The organism is Allobosea sp. 47.2.35, assembly GCF_024655635.1.
In the GTDB taxonomy this organism is placed as follows: Bacteria; Pseudomonadota; Alphaproteobacteria; order Rhizobiales; family Beijerinckiaceae; genus Allobosea.
Window position 1 is genome coordinate 464444 of sequence record NZ_JANLGI010000001.1, and the last position, 20999, is coordinate 485442.

Annotated in this window: 21 protein-coding genes; 13 read left to right on the top strand and 8 right to left on the bottom strand. The window is 67.5% G+C overall.

Going from position 1 to position 20999, the window contains the following annotated elements; genetic code table 11:
• Positions 1–16 precede the first annotated feature (16 nt).
• Positions 17–1069: a LacI family DNA-binding transcriptional regulator gene (locus NUV79_RS02405; RefSeq protein ID WP_257731471.1), complete on the bottom strand. Its 1053-nt coding sequence runs from the start codon at positions 1067–1069 to the stop codon at positions 17–19.
• A 165-nt stretch (positions 1070–1234) separates the two neighbouring features.
• Here NUV79_RS02405 and NUV79_RS02410 point away from each other — a divergent pair, with 165 nt between their 5' ends.
• Together NUV79_RS02410 and NUV79_RS02415 are read left to right on the top strand one after the other, a co-directional pair.
• Entirely contained in the window at positions 1235–2398 is a 1164-nt protein-coding gene (locus NUV79_RS02410) for a dihydrodipicolinate synthase family protein (protein WP_257731472.1), read from the top strand.
• Between the two features lie 14 nt (positions 2399–2412).
• Entirely contained in the window at positions 2413–3561 is a 1149-nt protein-coding gene (locus NUV79_RS02415) for an acyl-CoA dehydrogenase family protein (RefSeq protein WP_257731473.1), read from the top strand.
• Here NUV79_RS02415 and NUV79_RS02420 read toward each other — a convergent pair whose 3' ends face one another.
• Entirely contained in the window at positions 3562–4509 is a 948-nt protein-coding gene (locus NUV79_RS02420; protein ID WP_257731474.1) for a LysR family transcriptional regulator, read from the bottom strand.
• A gap of 121 nt (positions 4510–4630) precedes the next feature.
• On the opposite strand from NUV79_RS02420, the gene NUV79_RS02425 reads away from it, so the two are divergent.
• The 7 genes from NUV79_RS02425 (at position 4631) to NUV79_RS02455 (ending at position 10892) form a co-directional block, all read left to right on the top strand.
• Entirely contained in the window at positions 4631–5419 is a 789-nt protein-coding gene (locus NUV79_RS02425) for an aspartate racemase/maleate isomerase family protein (RefSeq protein WP_257731475.1), read from the top strand.
• 42 nt (positions 5420–5461) lie between these two features.
• Positions 5462–6445 (top strand): Bug family tripartite tricarboxylate transporter substrate binding protein, encoded by a 984-nt coding sequence (locus NUV79_RS02430; RefSeq protein WP_257731476.1) that lies wholly within the window; start codon positions 5462–5464, stop codon positions 6443–6445.
• Complete coding sequence (locus tag NUV79_RS02435) at positions 6442–6906, top strand: tripartite tricarboxylate transporter TctB family protein (RefSeq protein ID WP_257731477.1); 465 nt, start codon at positions 6442–6444, stop codon at positions 6904–6906. The genes NUV79_RS02430 and NUV79_RS02435 overlap by 4 nt, the downstream gene beginning before the upstream one ends.
• Positions 6907–6913: 7 nt before the next feature.
• Positions 6914–8410: a tripartite tricarboxylate transporter permease gene (locus tag NUV79_RS02440; RefSeq protein WP_257731478.1), complete on the top strand. Its 1497-nt coding sequence runs from the start codon at positions 6914–6916 to the stop codon at positions 8408–8410.
• A gap of 88 nt (positions 8411–8498) precedes the next feature.
• Entirely contained in the window at positions 8499–9479 is a 981-nt protein-coding gene (locus NUV79_RS02445) for an ABC transporter substrate-binding protein (protein WP_257731479.1), read from the top strand.
• Positions 9476–10408 carry an ABC transporter substrate-binding protein gene (locus NUV79_RS02450; protein ID WP_257731480.1) on the top strand — a complete coding sequence of 311 codons (933 nt, stop codon included), beginning with the start codon at positions 9476–9478 and terminating at the stop codon, positions 10406–10408. Before NUV79_RS02445 ends, NUV79_RS02450 begins: the two co-directional genes overlap by 4 nt.
• Positions 10409–10532: 124 nt before the next feature.
• Positions 10533–10892 (top strand): hypothetical protein, encoded by a 360-nt coding sequence (locus tag NUV79_RS02455; RefSeq protein WP_257731481.1) that lies wholly within the window; start codon positions 10533–10535, stop codon positions 10890–10892.
• 18 nt (positions 10893–10910) lie between these two features.
• Here NUV79_RS02455 and NUV79_RS02460 read toward each other — a convergent pair whose 3' ends face one another.
• Positions 10911–11534, bottom strand: coding sequence for an FMN-binding negative transcriptional regulator (locus NUV79_RS02460; protein WP_257731482.1), 624 nt, complete (start codon positions 11532–11534; stop codon positions 10911–10913).
• A 75-nt stretch (positions 11535–11609) separates the two neighbouring features.
• Here NUV79_RS02460 and pdxR point away from each other — a divergent pair, with 75 nt between their 5' ends.
• Entirely contained in the window at positions 11610–13037 is a 1428-nt protein-coding gene (gene pdxR, locus NUV79_RS02465; RefSeq protein ID WP_257731483.1) for a MocR-like pyridoxine biosynthesis transcription factor PdxR, read from the top strand.
• A gap of 3 nt (positions 13038–13040) precedes the next feature.
• On the opposite strand, the gene NUV79_RS02470 is transcribed toward pdxR, so the two are convergent.
• Together NUV79_RS02470 and NUV79_RS02475 are read right to left on the bottom strand one after the other, a co-directional pair.
• Complete coding sequence (locus NUV79_RS02470) at positions 13041–13664, bottom strand: TetR/AcrR family transcriptional regulator (RefSeq protein WP_257731484.1); 624 nt, start codon at positions 13662–13664, stop codon at positions 13041–13043.
• 6 nt (positions 13665–13670) lie between these two features.
• A complete protein-coding gene (locus NUV79_RS02475) occupies positions 13671–14864 on the bottom strand; it encodes a CaiB/BaiF CoA transferase family protein (RefSeq protein ID WP_257731485.1) in 1194 nt (397 codons plus the stop codon).
• Positions 14865–14976: 112 nt separating this feature from the next.
• Between NUV79_RS02475 and NUV79_RS02480 the strand changes: the two genes are divergently transcribed.
• The gene (locus NUV79_RS02480; protein WP_257731486.1) at positions 14977–16128 is read left to right on the top strand and encodes an acyl-CoA dehydrogenase family protein; all 1152 of its coding nucleotides are present in this window, start codon (positions 14977–14979) and stop codon (positions 16126–16128) included.
• Between the two features lie 10 nt (positions 16129–16138).
• Here the strand turns inward: NUV79_RS02480 and NUV79_RS02485 are convergent, their stop codons facing one another.
• Positions 16139–16834 (bottom strand): GntR family transcriptional regulator, encoded by a 696-nt coding sequence (locus NUV79_RS02485; protein ID WP_257731487.1) that lies wholly within the window; start codon positions 16832–16834, stop codon positions 16139–16141.
• A 234-nt stretch (positions 16835–17068) separates the two neighbouring features.
• Between NUV79_RS02485 and NUV79_RS02490 the strand changes: the two genes are divergently transcribed.
• Positions 17069–18049, top strand: a complete 981-nt coding sequence (locus tag NUV79_RS02490; RefSeq protein ID WP_257731488.1) for a glycosylasparaginase — start codon at positions 17069–17071, stop codon at positions 18047–18049.
• Positions 18050–18080: 31 nt separating this feature from the next.
• Complete coding sequence (locus NUV79_RS02495; protein ID WP_257731489.1) at positions 18081–19103, top strand: amino acid ABC transporter substrate-binding protein; 1023 nt, start codon at positions 18081–18083, stop codon at positions 19101–19103.
• 69 nt (positions 19104–19172) lie between these two features.
• On the opposite strand, the gene NUV79_RS02500 is transcribed toward NUV79_RS02495, so the two are convergent.
• Both NUV79_RS02500 and NUV79_RS02505 read right to left on the bottom strand, forming a co-directional pair.
• The gene (locus NUV79_RS02500; RefSeq protein WP_257731490.1) at positions 19173–20045 is read right to left on the bottom strand and encodes an ABC transporter permease; all 873 of its coding nucleotides are present in this window, start codon (positions 20043–20045) and stop codon (positions 19173–19175) included.
• Positions 20045–20962, bottom strand: a complete 918-nt coding sequence (locus NUV79_RS02505; protein ID WP_257731491.1) for an ABC transporter permease — start codon at positions 20960–20962, stop codon at positions 20045–20047. Before NUV79_RS02505 ends, NUV79_RS02500 begins: the two co-directional genes overlap by 1 nt.
• Positions 20963–20999: the final 37 nt, after the last annotated feature.

Below are 20999 nucleotides of genomic sequence, written 5' to 3' on the forward strand. Positions count from 1 at the left end.
TCTCTTCGGAAAGGGTTCAGCCGGCGGCGGCGAGCGCGCGCTGATAGGCGCCGCAGGATTCGCGGATGACGAGATGGGCGGGGCCGATGAAGCTTTCCGGCTCCGCGGCGGGATCGTTGATCTGCTTCAGCAGGAGGGCGGCGGCGCGCTCGCCGAGGCCAACGGGATCGACCGCGACGGTGGTCAGCGCGGGCGAGACATGGCGCGCCTCGCTGGTGTCGTCGAAGCCGACGATCGCGATGTCGCGCCCGACGACGAGACCGTGGCGCGCGGCCGCCAGCATCGCGCCGATCGCGGTGACGTCGTTGTAGCAGACGACCGCGGTCGGCCGGTCGGCGAGCGAGAGCACCGCGCTCATCGCGCTGAAGCCGCCGTCGCGCGTCGGCATGCTCTCGAGATTGAGCGCGGGATCGACGCTGCGGCCGGACGCTTCCATCGCCGAGAGGAAGCCGCCATGGCGCTCCTGCCGGACCACCATCGAATGCATGCCGCCGAGGAAGGCGATGCGCTCATGGCCGAGATTGATCAGGTGGCGGGTGACGCGGCTGGCGCCAAGGAGGTTCTCGGGAACGACGATACTGGTATCGGCGCCGGGCAGTCGGCGGATCGCCACCAGCAGCGCGGTGCCGGCTGCCTTGGCCCAGTCGAGATGCTCGGGCCGCGTATCCAGCGCCGGGCAGAGGATGATGCCGCCGGCGCCGTGTTCGCGCATCATCCGCATCACCTGCTCCTGCCGCACCACGCTCTCGGCGGTGTTGGCCATGAAGGCGACATAGCCGGCCATCTGCAGCACCTTCTCCACGCCGATGGCGAACTCGGCGAAGAACGGGTTGGAGAGGTCGTTCAGGACGAGGCCGACGATGCGGGACTGCGCATTGCGCAGATTGGCGGCGCCGCGATTATAGACATAGCCGAGCCGATCCATGGTCTGCAGGACATGCTGGCGGGTCTCGGGCTTCACCGCGCCGCGGCCGGTGAGGACGAGCGAGACCGTCGATTTCGAGACGCCGGCGGCGTCCGCGATCTCGATGATCGTCACCTTTCCCTTGCTGCCTTGCGGCTGCGGCATGGTTTCGTCCCTGATGCGCGTGGCGCTGTTCTTTTCTTGGAACGTTCCATTATCAGCGAATGGATCGTTGCGCAATATGCCTCTTTCAAAGCTTTTTCTCGCTCTGTATAAGGCTGGAAACGCGTTTCATTATTGGAACGTTCCAATAATTCACCGGAGGAAGCGATGGTCGAGATCAGCCTGCCCCGCATGGATGGCAGCAGCGAGCGCTACAGGCTGGCGCCGCCTTCGCCTTTCCCGCAGACGGCCAAGGCCAACGGCGTCCGCACCGTTTATGCCGCCGCCCATGTCGTCGCCGATCCATTGAAGCTGGTCGATCCCTGGCGCGAGCCGGCCGTCGACTGGGACGCGACGCTGGCGTTCCGGCACCATCTCTGGGGCCTCGGCTTCAAGATCGCCGAGGCGATGGACACCTCCCAGCGCGGCATGGGGCTGGACTGGCCGAACGCCGCCGAGCTGATCACTCGCGTCCTCGCCGAGGCCAAGGCGACGCCGGGCGCCGATCTCGCCTGCGGCGCCGGCACCGACCAGCTCGCCCCGCAAGGTGCCCGCGGCCTCGATGACGTGATCCGCGCCTATGAGGAGCAGATCGGCCATATCGAGGAGCATGGCGGCAAGATCATCCTGATGGCGAGCCGCGCGCTCTGCCGCGTCGCGAAGGGGCCGGACGATTATCTCGCCGTCTATGGCCGCCTGATCCGCCAGTGCCGCGGCAAGGTGATCCTGCACTGGCTCGGCGACATGTTCGATCCGGCGCTCGCCGGCTACTGGGGCAGCCGCGATTTCGAGCCGGCGATGGAGACGGTGCTCACCCTGATCCGCGACCATGCCGACAAGATCGACGGCATCAAGATCTCGCTGCTCGACGCCGGCAAGGAGATCACGATGCGTCGCCGCCTGCCGGCGGGCGTCGTCATGTATACCGGCGACGACTTCAACTATGCGGAGTTGATCGGCGGCGACGAGCAGGGCTTCTCGCATGGCCTGCTCGGCATCTTCGACCCGATCGCGCCGGCCGCTGCCGCTGCCTTCGCCAGGCTGGAGGCGGGCGACCGCGCCGGGTTCCGCGCCATTCTCGATCCGACCGTCGCGCTCTCGCGCCGGCTCTTCGAGGCGCCGACGCAGCATTACAAATGCGGTGTCGTCTTCCTCGCCTGGCTCAACGGCTTCCAGAGCCATTTCAGGATGGTCGGCGGCGCGGAGTCGGCGCGCGGCATCCTGCATTATGCCGACCTCTTCCGCCTCGCGGACCAGTCGGGGCTTCTGATCGATCCCGAATTGGCGGCGCGGCGGATGACGCATCTCTGCGCCCTCAACGGCGTCGCCTGAGGGGAGGGCAGGTCATGCACGCTCTCCTGCTCGATGCCGATATCTACGACCAGATCCGTGAGACCGCCCGGCGCTTCGCCGAGGAGGTCGTCAGGCCGGCCGCTGCCGATCTCGACCGTGACGAGACCTTCCCGGCCGATATCTACCGCCAGATGGGCGCGCTCGGCCTGTTCGGCATCACCGTGCCGGAAGGGCATGGCGGCGCCGGTCTCGATACCTACGCCTACTCGATCGTCATGGAGGAATTGTCGCGCGGCTATGCCTCGGTCGCCGACCAGTGTGGCCTCGTCGAATTGATCGGCACGCTGCTGACCCGCTACGGCGCGCCGGAGCAACTCAAGCGCCTGCCCGGCATCCTCGCCGGGAAAACCCGCGTCGCCTATTGCCTGACGGAAGCGGAGGCGGGTTCCGATCTCTCGAATGTCCGCACCACGGCGCGAGAGACCGCCGAGGGCTATGTCATCGACGGCGGCAAGCTCTGGATCCACAACGCGCCCGTTGCCGATCTCGGCTTCGTGCTGGCCTCTACCGACCCGTCAGCAGGCCATCGCGGCATGAGCATCTTCCTGGTCGATCTGCATGTGCCGGGTGTCTCGCGCGGGCCGAAGGAGCACAAGATGGGCCAGCGCGCGAGCCAGGTCGGCGCGCTGACGTTTGATGGTGTCACGGTGCCGCGCGAGGCGTTGCTCGGTCCGAAGGGGCGCGGCTTCCACATCATGATGAGCGTGCTGGAGAAGGGCCGTGTCGGCATCGCCTCGCTGGCGGTAGGCATCGCGCAGGCAGGGCTGGAGGCAGCGCTTGGCTACGCTCGCGACCGGCGCCAGTTCGGCAAGCCGATCCTCGACAACCAGGGTCTGCAATGGCTCTTGGCCGACATGGCCAAGGATATCGCCGCCGCCCGAGCGCTGGTCGAGCGCGCCGCGCTGCTGATCGACCACGAGAAGCCCGCGACCTCCGCCTCCTCGATGGCCAAATGCTTCGCCAGCGACATGGCGGTGGCGCAGACGGCCAATGCCGTGCAGGTCTTCGGCGGCTCCGGCTATATCCGTGGTTTCGAGGTCGAGCGGCTCTATCGCGACGCCAAGATCACCCAGATCTACGAGGGCACCAACCAGATCCAGCGCACCATCATCGCGCGGGAATTGATCAAGAACGGCGCCTGACTACAGGGCCGTGGTCTGGCTCACCCTGGCGCGAACCGCCGCGAGGCAACCGGCGATCTCCGCGATCAGCCATTCCGAGACGATCCGGCTGACGCGCGAGAGCGGCCGGCGGGCATCGATGGCGACGCTCACCGATTGCGGCTCGACGGCCGTGTCGCGGATCGGCAGGAAGACCAGCGAGCCGTTCATCAGCTCCGGCGCGGTGTCGAGCTCCGAGGTGAAGGCGAGATATTCTCCTTCAAGCGCGAGCTGCTTCACCAGCTGGAGCGAGTTGGTGACCACGGCCCGGCGCGGGTCGGAAAACAGCCAGCCATGGTGCATGTCGAGATAGCGCCGGATCGTCAGGGCGCGGCTCTGCAGGGCGATGCGGTGGGTCGAGGCCTCTTGGAAGCTGACGGACTCGGCGCTCGCCAGCGGATGCGACGGCGCGACGACGCAGCCGACCGGCAGCGCCGCGCTCCAGAGCACATGGATTTCGCGGCGCGGGACAAGGTTGAAGACCGCGGCGATATCGGCGGCGTCGCCGGCCAGCGCGGTCAGGGCCGCGTCGGGGCTCGCGACTTCGACATCGAGTGAGATCGCCGGGTGCTCGGCATTGAGGCCACGGATCAATCGCGGCAGGAAGCCGTTGACATGGCTGTCCATCACGACGAGCCGGGTGTGGCCCTGATCGACGCCCTGTAGCTGGCGCAGGTCCGCGGCGGCGCGGCGCTCGTCGGCCAGCCAGTTCCGCGCCAGCGCGATGATGGCGTCGCCCGCCGCGGTCGGGCGCATGCCGCGCGGCAGCCGCTCGAACAGCTCCATGTTGAAGTCCCGCTCCAGCAACAGGATATGCCGGTCGATCGCGGAGGCCGCGACATGAAGCTCGCGCGCGGCCTTCTGGATCGAGCCGGAGCGCGCGACCTGCTCGACATAGCGAAGGGCGGCGGGGACGAGGGAGGCGCGCATGTAACCATCCTAATTTCGAGAATGGAGAGTTCCAAATTCTGAGCTGGACGGCAACATTCGAAGCGCCGATCCTTCCTTACGTCAACGGGCCTTAGGCCCTCTTGGCGCAGGGGGAGCGTGCATGATCGACGCCGGACGCATCGGGCAGCCCAACGCGCGCCGCAGCAGCCGCGAGGATGGCGGCAGGCCGGACAAGGCTTCACGGCCGACGATCGGGGTCGTGTTGCCGTCGTCCAACCGGACGGTCGAGCGCGTCGCCTATGTCATCCGGCAGAGCCGCCCCGAACTCGACATCTGCATGACGCGGGTTCCCTATTCCGGGCATCCGCACGATGGCTACGAGCTCGAGAGCTTCCGTCGGGCAACGCGGCTGCTCGCCGATACGCGGCCCGACGTCATCCTGTGGAACGCGACGCGCGGGGCGCTGCTCGGTTTCGAGCCCGACCGGGTGTTGTGCCGGATGATCGAGGAGATCGCCGGCGTGCCGGCGACGACGACGGCACTGGCGACCCTCCAGGTCCTGAAAGCCGACGGCATCCGCCGCATCGCCCTGATCGCGCAGGGCGGCCTCGACGATTGCGAGCGGCTGACCAGCACCTTCGGCGACGAGGGCATCACGGTGATCGCGTCGTCGGCGCTCGGCATCGAGGACAACTTCGAGGCGGCGGCGGTGACGGATGACGACCTGATCGCCGTGGCCTCCGATCTCTGTGCGCGGGCGGAGCCCGAAGGCCTGCTGATCTGGAGCACCAATCTCGGCGGGCACGCGCTGTCGCGCCGCTGCGCCGGCCTCGGCGTCCGGGTCTTCGATTCCACCACGATCGGCTTCGACGTCGCGCTCGCCCTTCTCGACGACCCGCCCCGGAACAAGCCCCCGGATGCGGCACTAAGCCCAGCCTCTCCCCGATAACAACAAGGGCCCGTCAGTGGCCTGCTCAGAGGACGAACGGTCATGGTCACAACCCTTACACGCAGGCATTTCGGCAAGCTCGCGGCGGCCTCCGCGCTCGCTTGCCCGGCCGTGGTCCAGGCGCAGCCCGCCTGGCCCACGAAGCCGGTGCGCATTCTGATTTCCTTCCCGCCCGGCGGCTCCAGCGACTTCGTCGCCCGGGCGATCACGCCAGCCTTGTCCGAGCATTTCGGACAGCAGTTCATCGTCGATAACCGCCCCGGTGCCGGCGGCACGGTCGCGGGCGACATCCTGCGGCGCGAGCAGCCGGACGGCTACACCTTCCTGCTCTCCAACAACGCGCCCTTCACCATCGCGCCGACGATGTTCAAGAAGATCCCCTACAACGTCGTCAAGGACTTCACCCATGTCTGCTATCTCGGCGCGACCTATGGCGGGCTGGTGGCGCATGCCAATGTCGGCGTGAAGACGGCGGCCGAGCTGATCGCCAAGGCCAAGGCCAATCCCGGCCAGCTCAGCTTCGGCTCCAGCGGCGTCGGCTCGATCGGCCATATCACCGGCAATACCTTCTGCCGGGCGGCGGGGATCGACATCCTCCATGTGCCCTATCGCGGCGCCGGGCCGCTCCGGATCGACCTCACGGCCGGCATCATCGGCCTGCAGTTCGAGGGCATCGTCACCAGCGTGCCGCAGATCGCGGCCGGCGAGTTGTTCGGGCTGGGCGTCACCTCCGACAAGCGCCTGCCGGCCGTGCCGAACATCCCGACCTTCAGGGAGATGGGCTACGACGTCTCGGTCAAGAACTGGCACGGCATCAGCGCGCCCGCCAACCTGCCGCCGGCCATCGCGGAGAAGATGAGCGCGGCGCTCGCCGATATCTGCACGCGCCAGGCCATCACCGATCAGTTCGCGAAGATCGGCAACTACTACGACCCGATGACCTCGGCTGAGTTCTCCGCCTTCGTTGCCGATCAGATCGAGGTGTGGCGGCCGATGATCATCGCCGCCGGGGCTGCCGGACAATGAGCGAGCCCAGTCTCTCCCCCGTCCGGCCGGGGCGGGCCGAGCTCGCCTCCGGGTTGCTGGTCACGGCGCTCGGACTGCTCGGCCTCGCCGCCTCCTGGGACCTCGATCGCGGCGTGCTGCGCCAGATGGGGCCCGGCTACCTGCCGGCCACCGTCTCCTGGCTGATCATCGCCGGTGGCGCCGTGATGATCGCCGCCGCCATGCTGAAATCCGGCAAGCCATTGCCGGATTTCCAGTTCAGGCCGCTGGCCGTCATCTCCGCCGGCATCGCGCTGTTCGGCCTGACGATCGACAGGCTCGGAATTCTCGCGGCGATCGTGATCCTGATCATCGTCTGCGGTTTCGCGAGCCCGATCACCCGCTTCCGGGAGAATGTCGCGCTCGCGGTCTGCCTCGCGGCGGCTTCCGCCGTGATCTTCGTCAAGCTGCTGGGCTTGGCGATCCCCATCCTGCCGAGGTGAGCGCGCCATGGATCTGCTCGGCAATCTCGCCATAGGCTTCTCCGTCGCTGCGTCCGCGACCAATCTCGGCTTCTGCCTACTCGGCGTCTTCGTCGGCACGCTGATCGGCGTCCTGCCCGGCATAGGCCCTGTCGCGACGATGGCGATGCTGCTGCCCGCCACCTTCCATGTCGCGCCGGTCTCGGCGCTGATCATGCTCGCCGGCATCTATTACGGCGCGCAATATGGCGGCTCGACCACCGCGATCCTGGCGCGTGTGCCGGGCGAGGCTTCGTCGCTGGTGACGGCGCTCGACGGCTACAAGATGGCGCTCAAGGGCCGGGCCGGCGCTGCGCTCGCCATCGCCGCGATCGGCTCCTTCTTCGCCGGCACGGTCTCGACCCTGCTGGTCGCGATGTTCGGGCCGGCCCTGTCGAAGGTGGCGCTCCAGTTCGGGCCGTCGGATTACTTCGCGCTGATGGTGCTCGGCCTCGTCGCCGCGATCGTGCTGGCGAGCGGCTCGCTGCTCAAGGCTGTGATGATGATCCTGGTCGGCATCCTGCTCGGCCTCGTCGGCACGGACCCGAACAGCCCGCTGCCCAGGATGAGCTTTGACGTGCCGGCGCTGGCGGAGGGCATCAACTTCGTCTGCCTCGCGGTCGGCCTCTTCGGGCTCTCCGAGATCATCTACAATCTCGAGAAGGAGATCGTCCGGCCGCAGGCGATCCCGTTCCGCGAGCTGATGCCGAACCGCGAGGAGATGAAGGCGGCGACGCCGGCGATCCTGCGGGGATCGCTGATCGGCTCGGCCTTGGGCATCCTGCCGGGCAGCGGCGCGCTGCTCGCCTCCTTCTCGGCCTATGCGATCGAGAAGAAGATCTCGAAGACGCCGGAGCGCTTCGGCGAAGGCGCGATCGAGGGCGTCGCGGCGCCCGAGGCTGCGAACAATGCGGGCGCGCAGACCTCCTTCATCCCGCTGCTGACGCTGGGCGTGCCGTCAAATGCGGTGATGGCGGTGATGGCGGGCGCGATGGCGATCCAGGGCATCACGCCCGGCCCGCAGGTCATGGTCAAGCATGCCGAACTGTTCTGGGGCATGATCGCGAGCATGTGGATCGGCAACCTGATGCTGGTGATCCTCAACCTGCCGCTTGTCGGGCTCTGGGTGAAGCTGCTGCAGGTTCCCTACCGGCTGCTCTACACCTCGATCATCCTGTTCTGCTGCATCGGCGTCTACTCGATCAACAGCTCCGTCTTCGACGTCTATCTGACGATCGCCTTCGGCATCCTCGGCTATGTACTGATCAAGCTGGAATTCGAGCCGGCGCCGCTCCTGCTCGGCGTCATCCTCGGGCCGCTGATGGAGGAGAACCTCCGGCGCGCGATGCTCCTGTCGCGCGGCAGCCTCTCCGTGTTCTGGGAGCGGCCGCTGAGCCTGGGGCTGCTGCTGACGGCGGCCGTGCTGCTGATGGTCGTGCTGCTGCCGAGCCTGCGGCAGGCGCGCGACACGCTCAAGGAAGAGTGACGGGGCCTCCCACTGGGTCGCGGGGCGCGTGCGCATCGATGGAAGCGCGCCCCGCGACCACTTTTTCCCCGGGCAAGGGTCATTCGCGATGAAACGCTTCAAGATGCTTCTCAACGCCAATTTCAGCGGGCCGCAGGCCTGGCTGCTGCTGGCGATCCGGCGAGGCTATGTCGCTGACGCCGGGATCGAACTGGAGTTCACGCCGGGGACCGGCGCGTACAACGCTGCGCCGGGCCTGGTCGCGCGCGATTTCGACCTCGCCTATGGCGACCTGAACTCATTGATCGAGGTCGCGGCGGCTGAGCCCGAGCGCGCGCCGACCTGCGTTTACGCGCTGTTCAACGCCTCGGCGGCGGCGGTCGCGGTGCCCGCCGGCAGCCCGATCGCGACGCCGGCCGATCTCAAGGGCACGCATCTGATCGGGCATGCCTCGGATGTAGGCCTGCGCACCTTCCGGGCCTTCGCCGAGGCGACCGGTCTCGATCCCGACAGCGTCAGGGTCGAGACCGCCGACGGGGCGATGGCCGAGCTGGTGGCGCGGCTCGATAGCGAGCGGGGGCCACATGGCCTGTTCGGCTATGTCAGCACCATCACCGCGGCGCTGGCCGCGCAGGGCAAGGACGCCGCGACGCAATTGCGTTGGCTGCGCTACGACCGTTACGCCCCGTTCTTCTATGGCAGCGGCTTCATGGCCTCGCCGCGCGTCATCGCCGAGGAGCCGGAGGCGTTGACGCGACTGGTCGCGGCCATCAATCGTGGCGTCGTCGAGGCTCTGGCGGACGAGGAAGCCGCGCTCGACGCTGTGCTGAGCTTCGCGCCCGAGGCCGACCGCGAGGTCGAGCGTATCCGCTGGAAGACGACGCTCGGCGTCGAACTCGCCCATCCCGATGGTGAGCGGCTCGGCCTCGGCATGATCGATGCGGCGCGCTTCACCGAGAGCGTCCGCCGCCATGCGAGCGCGCAGAACCTGCCGCGCGTCCCCGCCACCGAGCGCCTGTTCAGCGCCCGCTTCCTGCCGCCGGCCGCAGAGCTGGCGCGCACCCGCCAGACTCAAGGAGCCGTCGCTTGAAACGCCTGCGCATCCTCCTGAACGGGCCCTTCGCCGGCCCTCATGCCGGCTTCGCGCTGGCCGAACGCCGCGGCTACCTGGCCGATGCCGGGATCTCGATCGACTGGCATGCCGGGAAGGGCGCTTCCGCCGTGATCCCCGAACTGCTCGGCGGCGGCTATGACGCGGCCTATGGCGATCTCAATGCGCTCGCGCTTGCGCTCGGCGGGTTGGCGCCAGAGACGGGCCCAAAGGCGATCTATGCCGCCTTCAACCAGACGCCGCTGACCATCGCCGTCCGGGCGGGCGATGGCATCGCGGCGCCGCGCGATCTCGAAGGACGCACGGTGCTCGGCCATACCTATGATGCGGCATTCCAGATGTTCCCGGCGCTCGTCGTGGCGGCCGGGATCGATGCCGCCCGCGTCAAGCTGATCTTCTCGGAGGAATCGCTCGGGCTGATGGTGCGGCAGATGGTCGAGACGCGCGATTGCGACGGTGTCTTCGGCTTCGTCAACACGATCAAGGCCTCGCTTTCGGAGGAGGGGCTTTCGATCGAGGACAAGGTCGGTTTCATCGAATACCGCGATTGGCTGCCGTCCTTCTACGGCAATTCCCTGCTGGCATCGCCTGTCTTGCTGGCCGATGCCGGTCTGGCGCGCGCGCTGGTCGAGGCGGTGGCGAAGGGCTTCGCCGATCTGCGCGCCGATCCGGAAGCCGGGATCGATGCCGTCATGGAGATGCGCCCTGAGCTCGACCGCGCGATCAACCTGCGCCGCCTCAAAGGCACGCTCGCCATCGAGATGAACCATGCCGAGCGGGAGGGCGTGCGCGACGGTGATGTCGATCCGGTCCGCCTGCAGGAGGCGCTCGACCTGCTGGCGCGCGCCTTCCCGAAGACGCGGTCGCTCAAGGCGCAGGAGGTTTTCGCGCAGCTTCGGCCGGCCTGAATTCGCCAGGGATGTGGCAGGCTTCGCCACAACATCACCGCGAAATGATCAGAGCGGCTTCAGCCTGAGACCGCATTTCGGCTGTCCGATGGGCATTCATTGCCAATACAGAGGAGAATTCTCCATGCGAAAGGCCATGATTGCCATCGGTGCCGCGCTGTTCGTCTCGGGCGGCGCCATGGCGCAAGCGCCGGCCACACCGACGCCACCAGCCCAATCCGCGCCCTCGGACGAGAAGGCGGCCACGATCAAGACGGTCAGCGTCGTCGACATGGACGCCCTGCCGGCGGCGGCGCAGGAGCAGGTCACGCAGCAGTCGAAGGCGCAGCCAGCCGGGCAGCTCCAGCGGGTCCAGTCCGCGATCGAGGGCGAGCCCAAGCTGAAATCGGCCCTCGCCACGAAGGGCTTCACCTCCCGCGACGTGGTGCTCGCCTCGCTGGGCGATGACGGCGAACTGACCATCCTCGCCAAGCGGGCGTCGTAAGTCCGGCTCGGCCGGCCTTTAGACCGGGATCAGCGTCGCGACATGGCGCTCCGCCGGCCGCTCGCTCTCGGCGAGGCCGGCGGCGACGCCGGCGCGGTCGGCCGGGCTGCGGTTCTGGCTGAGCTTGCGCTTGCCTTCGAGCATCGCGATCGGCATGCGCAGGCCGACGATGCCGCGCAACTGGGCCTGGACGAATTCGGGCGGCGCATCGGAGACCGCCCAGGGCGCGGCGCGCTCGCCCTCGTGCAGGCTGGTCAGGCGGGTGACGACATCGAGCAGGCGGGTCGCGTCGTCGAAGAACTCGACCGGGCCGGAGGCGTGGACCGTGACATAGTTCCAGGTCGGCACGACCTTCCCGGTCTCCTGCTTTACCGCATACCAGCTCGGCGTTACATAGGCGTCCGGACCCGCGAAGATGGCGAGGCCGTTGCCGACGGGCGGCACGCGCCATTGCGGGTTCGCCCTGGCGAGATGGCCGTAGAGCACGCCATGCTCGCCCTCGCTCTCGTCGATGAACAGCGGCAGCGACGTCGCCAGCGGGCCTTCCCCTGTGGCGGTGATGAAGGTGGCGAGACGCGCGGCGCGGATCGTCGCCAGCAGGCTTGTCCTGTCCTCGTCGCGAAAGGCCGGTGGGTTGTACATGCGGGAACTCCTTGTGCCGCCGCTGTCATGCCTGCAATCTGGACCTTCAGGAATATCCAGTTCCAAGGGTTTTTAGTGGTCCAGTTGGAAGAGCAGGGCGTCGCCCGCCGGATCATCGCCGCGATCAAGCAGCGGATCCATGGCGGGGAATACCGGCCGGGCGACCGCCTGCCGTCGAGCCGTTCGCTCGCCATCGAATGGGGCGTGTCGCGGACGACGGTCACGGTTGCCTATGCGCAGTTGATCGCCGAGGGTTATCTGCTCAACCGCCCTGGGGCACGGGCCATCGTCGCGCGCGGGCTCGCGGCAGGGCCAATGCCCAAGGTTGCCACGCCTGGAAGCGCGCGGGCCTTGTCCGATTTTGCCGAGCGCCTGCTTGCCTTGCCCGCGCCGGCCCGGTTCCAGACCTATCGCGTCGCCGATTTGCGCTATGGCGACCTGAACGGGGCGGATTTCCCGATGCTGGCCTGGCGCCGCGCGCTCAATCGGGCGAGCCTGCGACGGGCCGAGCGTCTGCGCTACAGCGATCCGCAGGGCTCGGCTCCGCTTCGCGAGGCCTTGCAGAGCTATCTGTGGCGGTCCCGAGGGATCAGTTGCGCGCCGGAGCAGATCATCGTCGTCAACGGCTCGCAGCAGGGGCTCGATCTTTGTGCGCGTTTGTTGCTCAACCCCGGCGATCGCTTCGTCATGGAAGACCCCGGCTATGTGCTGGCCCGGCATGCCTTCGCGGCTTCGGGCGGGGTGATCGTGCCCGTTGCCGTCGATCGCGAGGGCATCCGCACGGACGGGTTGCCGGCGGCGCGATTGGCCTATGTCACGCCGTCGCATCAGTATCCGCTTGGCAGCGTGCTCTCCGCCGCAAGGCGTCGCGCCCTGCTGGATTGGGCCGCAGAAGTCGGAGCCGTGATCGTCGAGGATGATTATGACGGCGAATACCGGCACGGCGTTGCGCCGATCCCGCCCTTGCAGGCTTCCGCGCCCGACAAGGTGATCTATCTCGGCACGGTCTCGAAGACGCTCTCTCCGACTTTGCGGCTGGGCTATCTCGTCGTGCCGCCCGATCTCGGCCCGATCTTCGCCGAGGCCAAGCGCCTGACCGACCGGCATACGCCCTTGCTGGAGCAGGACGCGCTGGCGGAGTTCCTGTCGAGCGGCGGCTATGAGCGCCATGTCCGCAGCGTCCGCAGACGCAATGCGGAGCGCCGGGCCGCGCTGCTGCAGGCTCTCGCCGAAGAATGCGGAACGCGCCTGACGGTGACCGGCGCGGATACCGGCCTGCATGTCGTCGCCTGGCTGAACGGCGTTCCGGCGGAGCGCGAGGCGGCGATCGTCGAAGCGGCTCGCGAGGCCGGGATCGGCATCTATCCGATCGGGCCGCTCTACGCCTCCGGGACCGGGCGGCCGGCCGAGGCTGGCTTCGTCATCGGCTATGCGGCGCATGACGTCGAGGTGATTCGGCGCGGCGTCTCCGGGCTGGCCAAGGTGTTCGCGGCTATCGGCTGACGATCAGCCGCGCAGGCCGCCGAGCATCAGGTCGCAATAATCCTGAGCGAAGGACGCGGCGCGGCGGCCCTTGCCCGGCTTGAACCAGCGCACCATCCAGTTGAGCATCGAGAGCACGGCACGGCTGGCGACATCGACATCGACCGCTCGGAAGGCGCCCTTGGCGACGCCGTCGGCGATGATCTGCCTCAGCGCCTGCTCGTGCTCGTCGCGCAGCTTCTGCGCTTCCGCGATCATCACGACATTCTCCATGCCGCCATAGCCGACGAGCATGGTGAGGAAGCCGTCATAGTGATCCTCGAAGAAATCGGCATGGGCGGTCATGAAGCGGGCGAGCGTCTCTTCCGGTCCCGAGGCCTGCGCCGTGGCCCGCGAGACGTGGCCGCGCAGCCCCTCCAGCGTGCGCACGATGATCGCCTCGTAGATCTCCTTCTTGTTCGGGAAGTAGTGGTAGATCGCCGCCTTGGTGACGCCGACGGACGCTGCGAGCTCGCCGAGCGATGTCCCGTCATAGCCGTCCCTAGCGAAGAGCCGGGCGGCATCGTCGAGGATGCGGTCGCGTGCGTTCGCGATGGTCGGCGGGCGACCCTGACGCTTGGGTTGCGTTGCGGTGTTCGGTTCCGCCATGGCGCGTCAGCCGATCGCGCCGACGGCGCGCAGGCGTTCGATCTGCCCGGGCTCAAGGCCGAGATGCTCGGCCAGGACCGCATCTGTGTGTTCTCCCACCGCAGGCGGCGGCGTCGGCTCGCGCGGGGGGCTTGCGGACATCCGCAAGGGGCTGCGGACCGAGCGAAATGTCCCGATCGTCGGCGCGGGCACGGAGACGACGCTCTGGCGCAACTCGGCGATGTCACTGGTCAAGGCCTGCCCGACGCTGCGGACATCACCTGCGGGCACCCCAGCGGCGCGCAGGCCAGCTAGCACCTCGGTCAGGTTCAGGCCCGCGAAATGCTGTTCGAGCAGGGGCAGGAGCGTGTCGCGATGCTCTGTGCGCTTGCGGTTGGTCGCATAGCGCGGATCGTCCGACAGATGGGCCAGGCCGAGCACCCGGCAGAAGCGGCGGAACTGCTCGTCATTGCCGACGGCGATGGCGATCCGTCCGCCGATGCAGGCGAAGATCTGGTAGGGCACGATGCTGGGATGGGCGTTGCCATAGCGGCCCGGGTCCTTGCCGGTATTGAGATGGCCCGAGGCGATATTCGCCAGGAAGAACAGGGCGCTGTCGTTGAGCCCGATATCGAGCCACTGCCCCTCGCCGGTGCGCTCGCGCATGTAGAGGGCGGCGAGCACGGCCTGCACGGCGTTCATGCCGGTGACGAGATCGATGAAGGCGACGCCCAGCCGCATCGGCTCGCCAACGCGCTCGCCGGTGATTGCCATGAAGCCGGATTCGGCCTGGATGATGAAGTCGTAGCCGGGGCGTTCCTCCTGCGCGTGACCGCGGCCATAGCCGGAGATCGAGCAGACGATCAGGCGCGGATTAATCGCCTTGAGGTCCTCATAGGTCAGCTTGAACTTGCGTAGCGAGGCCGGCCGGAAATTCTCGACGAGGATATCGGCCTTGCGGGCGAGCTCGACGATGAGCTCGCGGCCTTCCGTGGTGCCGATATCGACGGCGAGACTCTTCTTGTTGCGGTTGGCGCCGAGGTAATAGGTCGAGATGCCCTCGACCGAGGGCGGCATCCAGCCGCGCGTGTCGTCGCCCGCGCCGGGCTGCTCGATCTTCCAGATTTCCGCGCCGAGATCGCCCAGCGTCATGGTCGCCCAGGGGCCGGCGAGGACGCGGGTGAGATCGAGGACCTTGATGCCGTCCAGTGCCGCGCCCATCGCCTGTCACCTCGCATTCCCGATATTTACTTACCGGCTGGAAGGTATTTAACTGCCCCGCCTTGTCAAGGAAGCCCGAGGCGCCGGGCGCGGGCAAGCGAGGGAGAGGGCGATGGCCTTGGACAGCGAGACGATGCAGGGGTTGCTGGAGAGCGTCGCGCGCTTCGTGCGCGAGCGCCTGCGGCCCCTGGAGCATCAGGTCGCGCAGGAGGATCGCATCCCCGCCGAGATACGCCGGGAGATCGCCGATATGGGGCTGTTCGGCCTGTCGATCCCGGAGGAGTACGGCGGCCTTGGCTTGACGATGGAGGAGGAGGTCCGGGTTGCCTTCGAACTCGGCAGGACCTCGCCGGCCTTCCGTTCCCTGATCGGGACCAATAACGGCATCGGCTCGCAAGGGCTGATCATGGACGGCACCGAGGAGCAGAAGCAGCGCTACCTGCCTCGCCTCGCCTCGGGCGAGATCATCAGCTCCTTCGCGCTGACGGAGCCGGAAGCAGGCTCGGATGCGGCCTCACTGAAGACCTCTGCGCGGCGGGTTGAGGGCGGCTATGTCCTCAACGGTACCAAGCGCTTCATCACCAATGCCCCGCATGCCGGGCTGTTCACGGTGTTCGCGCGCACCGATCCGTCGCAGCCCGGCGCCAAGGGCGTTTCGGCCTTCCTCGTCGAGGCGGGCACGCCGGGGCTTTCGCTCGGGCCGGTCGACAAGAAGATGGGCCAGAGCGGCTCGCACACCTCGGACGTCATCTTCGAGGATTGCCGCATTCCGGCCGACGCCCTGCTCGGCGGGCGCGAGGGGCAGGGTTTCCGCACGGCGATGAAGGTGCTTGATCGCGGGCGCCTGCACATCTCGGCGGTCTGCGTCGCGATGGCCGAGCGCGTGATCGATGACAGCTTGCGCTACGCCGTCGAGCGCAAGCAGTTCGGCCAGCCGATCGCGGAGTTCCAGCTGGTGCAGGCGATGCTCGCCGACAGCCGGACGGAGGCCTATGCCGCCCGCTGCATGGTGCTGGAGACGGCGCGGGCCAAGGATCGCCGCGAGGACGTCGCGACCGACGCCGCCTGCTGCAAGCTCTTCGCCAGCGAGATGGTCGGGCGCGTGGTGGACCGGGCGGTGCAGATCCATGGCGGCGCCGGCTATATCGCCGATCACGGCATCGAGCGCTTCTACCGGGATGCGCGCCTGTTCCGCATTTACGAGGGCACCTCGCAGATCCAGCAGATCGTCATCGCCCGCAACATGGTGAAGGCGCTGGGCTGAGCGGCCGCGCTCAGTCGGCGCTCTTGCCCTGCTGGCGCAGGGCCTTCAGCCGGTTGATGAGGTGGCGCGCGCCCATCAGGATATGCTGTTCCAGATGCTCCTTCGCGCGCTCGATCTCGCCCTGCTTGCACAGGTCGAGCAGGAGCTGGTGCTCGCGGTTCATCCGGTCGCGCCCGCCGGTCAGGCGGATCGGCAGTGGGAAATGGCGGTAGGCGTTGAGATAGAGCTTGCGGACGAGCTCCAGCGTCTGCGGCCGGTTCGCCGGGGCGTAGAGCGCGGCGTGGAAATTCCAGTTCTGGCTCGACCAGGCTTCGTCCTCGCGGTCGACCGCCATGCGCGCCAGCAACTCCTCCGCCTTGGCGAAGTGCTGAGGGCCGAGCAGCGGGATGGAGAGTTCGAGCAGCCAGGTCTCCAGCCGGGCGCGGATTTCGTAGGTCTCCTCGAGATCGTCGATCGACAGGCCCGAAACCACCGCGCCCTTATGTGATTCCTGAAGGACGAGCCCCTCGGCTTCGAGCTGATGCAGGGCCTCGCGGATCGGCACCCGGCTGACGCCGAGCTCGGCCGCCAGCTTTTCCTGCCGCAATTGCATCCCCTCCGGCAGGGCGCCGGAGAGAATCTGGTCGCGCAGCAGCGCCACGACGCGCGCGGTCGTCGTCTTGCGCTGGAGCGCGGTGGTCTTCGTCGAGAGGATCGGCGCGGTCATCGCTCAGGCATGCTTCGTCGATTGCATTTGGCCCCAATCCTTGCCCCGAACGGTGCGCGCTTACAATCGGCGGCGCTGACATGTCTGTATGTCGAAATTATTGTATCCAGTTTTTGGATCGTAAAACGTAATATTTTCCTATTCTGCGGCGGTTAAATCCCCCCTTGCGCACTCAAGAGAGTCGTCGTATCCAAAAATTGGATTCAATATTTAATTTGAGTGGACGGCCGGCCGGTGATCGCGATCTGCAACAATGAGGGAGCCTGCGGAATCGCGGCGACAGGTGCGGCGCTGGCCCGTGGCGATGCGGCGCTGGACGCGATCGAGGCCGGCATCCGGCTGGTCGAGGCCAGCGAAGAGGTCAGGACCGTGGGGCGCGGCGGCTGGCCCAACCTGCTGGGAGAGGTCGAGCTCGATGCCTCGATGATGGATGGTTCGACGCTGCGCACCGGCTCTGTCGGTGCGCTGACCGGCTATCTCCACCCGGTCAGCATCGCTCGGCAGGTGCTCGAACGATTGCCGCATGAATTGCTGGTCGGAGAGGGCGCGCGCCGCTTCGCTGCCGAGATCGGCGCCGAGGCCGGCGAGTTGCTGATGCCGCATGCGCGGATGGCGTGGGAGCGCTGGTTCCGGACGGAGGTCGGCGCGGCCGAGCAGGCGCGTTGGCCGGACGTGCCGATGGCGGAACTGTGCCAGCAGGCGATCGACCCGGAAATCGGGCGCGATACCACGGTCTTCCTGGCGCAGGATGCGGAGGGCCATATCGGCGCGGGCACGAGCACGTCGGGCTGGGGCTGGAAGTATCCCGGCCGCCTCGGCGACAGCCCGATCATCGGGGCGGGCTCTTACGCGGATAGCCGCTACGGCGCCTGCGCCTGCACGGGCGTCGGCGAGATGAGCATCCGCGCCGGCACGTCGCGCGCCGTCGTCCTCTACATGAAGATGGGCATGAGCGTCGAAGAGGCCGTGCATGAGGCGGTCGAGGACATGCGCGCGCTCAAGGGCGGGCTGATCGGCCGCGTCACGATCCACGCCATCGACCGGCAGGGCGGCCACAAGGTCGTCGCCGTCAACGGCCTTCCTGAGAACCACTACTGGCTTTGGCGCGCGGGTGACGCCGCCCCGTCGAGCCAGCCCTGCGAAATCATCGCGATCAGCGATGTCCCCGCCCCGAAGCCGACGGCGCATCGCCGCTACGAGCAGATGGGGCTCTGAGCCCGCCCTCCCGCCAGCAACAGGACAGACCATGACAGCGTCACGCCATCGCCTTTTCGCAGCATTCGCCGGCCTGCTGCTCGCCGGGACCGCCGCGCAGGCTCAAACCACGCTCGAACGCGTCAAGCAGCGCGGGCAACTGATCTGCGGCACCAGCACCGGCATCGCCGGCTTCAGCATGGCGGACGGGCAGGGCAACTGGTCGGGGCTCGATGTCGATGTCTGCCGGGCGCTGGCGGCGGCGATCTTCGACGATCCCGCGAAGGTCAAGTTCATCCCGCTGGCGAGCAAGGACCGGCTCACCGCACTGCAGAGCGGCGAGATCGATGTGCTGCCGCGCACCACGACCTGGACGCTGAGTCGCGACGCCGGCCAGGGCCTGAACTTCACCGCCGTGAACTATTATGATGGGCAGGGCTTCCAGGTCCGCGCCAAGAGCGGGGTCAAGTCGGTCAAGGACTTGAACGGTGCTTCGATCTGCACGGTGCAGGGCACGACCAACGAGCTGAACCTCTCCGACTATTTCCGCGTCAACAAGATGAAATACGAGGTCGTCGCCTTCCAGGGCATCGATGAGACGGTGAAGGCCTATGAGAGCGGGCGCTGCGACGCGATCTCGACCGATATCTCCCAGCTCGTCTCCTATCGCCTGAAGATGTCCGACGCGGCCGAGCATATGCTGCTGCCCGAGGTGATCTCGAAGGAGCCCATCGGCCCCTATGTCCGCCAGGGCGATGACGAATGGTTCGACATCGTACGCTGGACCGTCTTCGCGCTGGTCAATGCCGAGGAGCTCGGCGTGACCAAGGCCAATCTCGCCGACATGCTGAAGTCGGAGAACCCGGAGATTCGGCGCCTGCTCGGCGTCGAGGGCAAGTTCGGCGCGGGGCTCGGCCTGACGCCGGACTGGATCGCCCGCATCGTCAAACATGTCGGCAATTACGGCGAATCCTACGAGCGCAATCTCGGTTCCGGCAGCCGGATCAACCTGCCGCGCGGCATCAACAATCTCTGGTCGAAGGGCGGCATCCAGTTCGCGCCGCCGGTGCGCTGAAGCGATCCAGCGATATAGACCGGAAGCATGCGACGGCCCCGCGAGGGGCCGTCATCGCTCGAGAGGGCTTCAGCGCCGCTCGTCGAGCGCGTCGCGGACGCCGTCGCCGAGCAGGTTCACTGCCAGGATCAGCAGGCAGAGCCCGGCGCCCGGCAAGGCGATCAGCCAGGGGTCGAACAGGATATGCTCGCGCCCCTCGGCGATCATCAGGCCCCAGGACGGCGTCGGCGGCTGGGCGCCGAGGCCGAGGAATGAGAGCGCGGCTTCGAGCAGGATGACGTTGGCGATCTCCAGCGTCGCGACCACGATCAGCGTGTTGCGCAGGTTCGGCAGGATGCCGTGCAGCATGATGTAGAGATGCGAGGCGCCGAAGGACTGGGTCGCCTGCACGAATTCGCGGCTGCGCAGGCTTTGGGCCGCCGAACGCACGACCACGGCGAAACGATCCCAGAGCAGCAGGCTGAGCACGATCGCGAGCGTCTTCAGGGAGGCGCCACCCAAGGCCACCGCCGCGAGCGCGACCAGCACGATCGGCAGCGAGAGCCGCGTCGTCACGATGAAGCTGATCGCCATGTCGACACGGCCGCCGAAATAGCCGGCGGCGAGACCGAGCATCGTGCCGATGAACCCGGCGCAGAGCGTGACGCCGAGGCCGATCAGGATTGAGACGCGGGCGCCATGGAGCAGGCGGGCGAGATAGTCGCGGCCGAGATGGTCGGTGCCGAGGAGGTGAGCCGGGTCGGAACCCGGATACCAGAAGGGCGGCACCATGCGCTTGCCGAGATCCTGCGCGATCGGATCATGGCTCGCGAGCCAGGGCGCGAAGATCGCGATGAAGACGATGATAGCGAGCAGGCCGCCGCCGATGCGGATGGCGCTGCTGGCGCTCAGCCCCTTGAAGAGCTTGCGCCGGCGGATGGCAGGGCTGTCGGCGATCGACATCAGGCGCTCCTCAGGCGGGGATCGAGCCAGGCATTGATCAGGTCGGCCGCGGTGGTCAGCGTGACGTAGATCAGCGAGAGGATCAGGATGATCGCTTGCACCACGGGAAGGTCGCTGCGCAGCAGCGATTCCCAGGCGAGGCGGCCGAGCCCGTTGATGGCGAAGACGCTCTCGATGACGATCGAGCCGGAGAGCATCAGGCCGAATTGCACGGCGGCGAGCGAGACCAGCGGCAGCACCGCGTTGCGCAGGGCGTGGACCAAGAGCACGCGCGGTTGCGAGGCGCCCTTGGCGCGGGCGGTGCGGATATAATCGGCGGTGAGCACGTCGATCATGCCGGCGCGCGTCAGGCGCATCAGGGCGGGCATGGCGTAGTAGCTGAGCACCACGACGGGCAGGATATAGCCCTGCCAGCTCTCGGTGCCGGAGATCGGCACGAGCCCGTACCAGACGCCGAAGATCACGATCAGGATCAGGCCGAGCCAGAAGCTCGGGATCGCCTGGCCGAGCACGGCGAGCATCAGGGCGATCCGGTCGATCGTGCCGCCCGGCTTCAACGAGGCGAGAATGCCGAGCGGAACCGCGACGACGAGCGCGAGCAGGAAGGCCGCCGAGCCGAGCACGAGCGTGACCGAGAGCCGCTCAGTGATGATCGGCGCCACCGGCAGGTTGAAATAGAGGCTCGTGCCGAAATTGCCGGCGAAGGCATTGCCGATCCAGCTCAGGAACTGCAACGGGATCGGCCGGTCGAGGCCATAGGCCTGCCGGATCAGCTCGACATCCTGCGCCCGGCCGGCCTGGCCGGCGAGGACGACGGCGGGATCACCGGAGACGAACATCAATCCGAAGGCGACGGCCGAGACGGCGAGCGCCACGAGGGCGGCGACGATCAGGCGGCGCGCGAGAAAGGGCAGCATGACGGCTCCGGGGATAGCGGGTCGGCCTGCCTGGCAG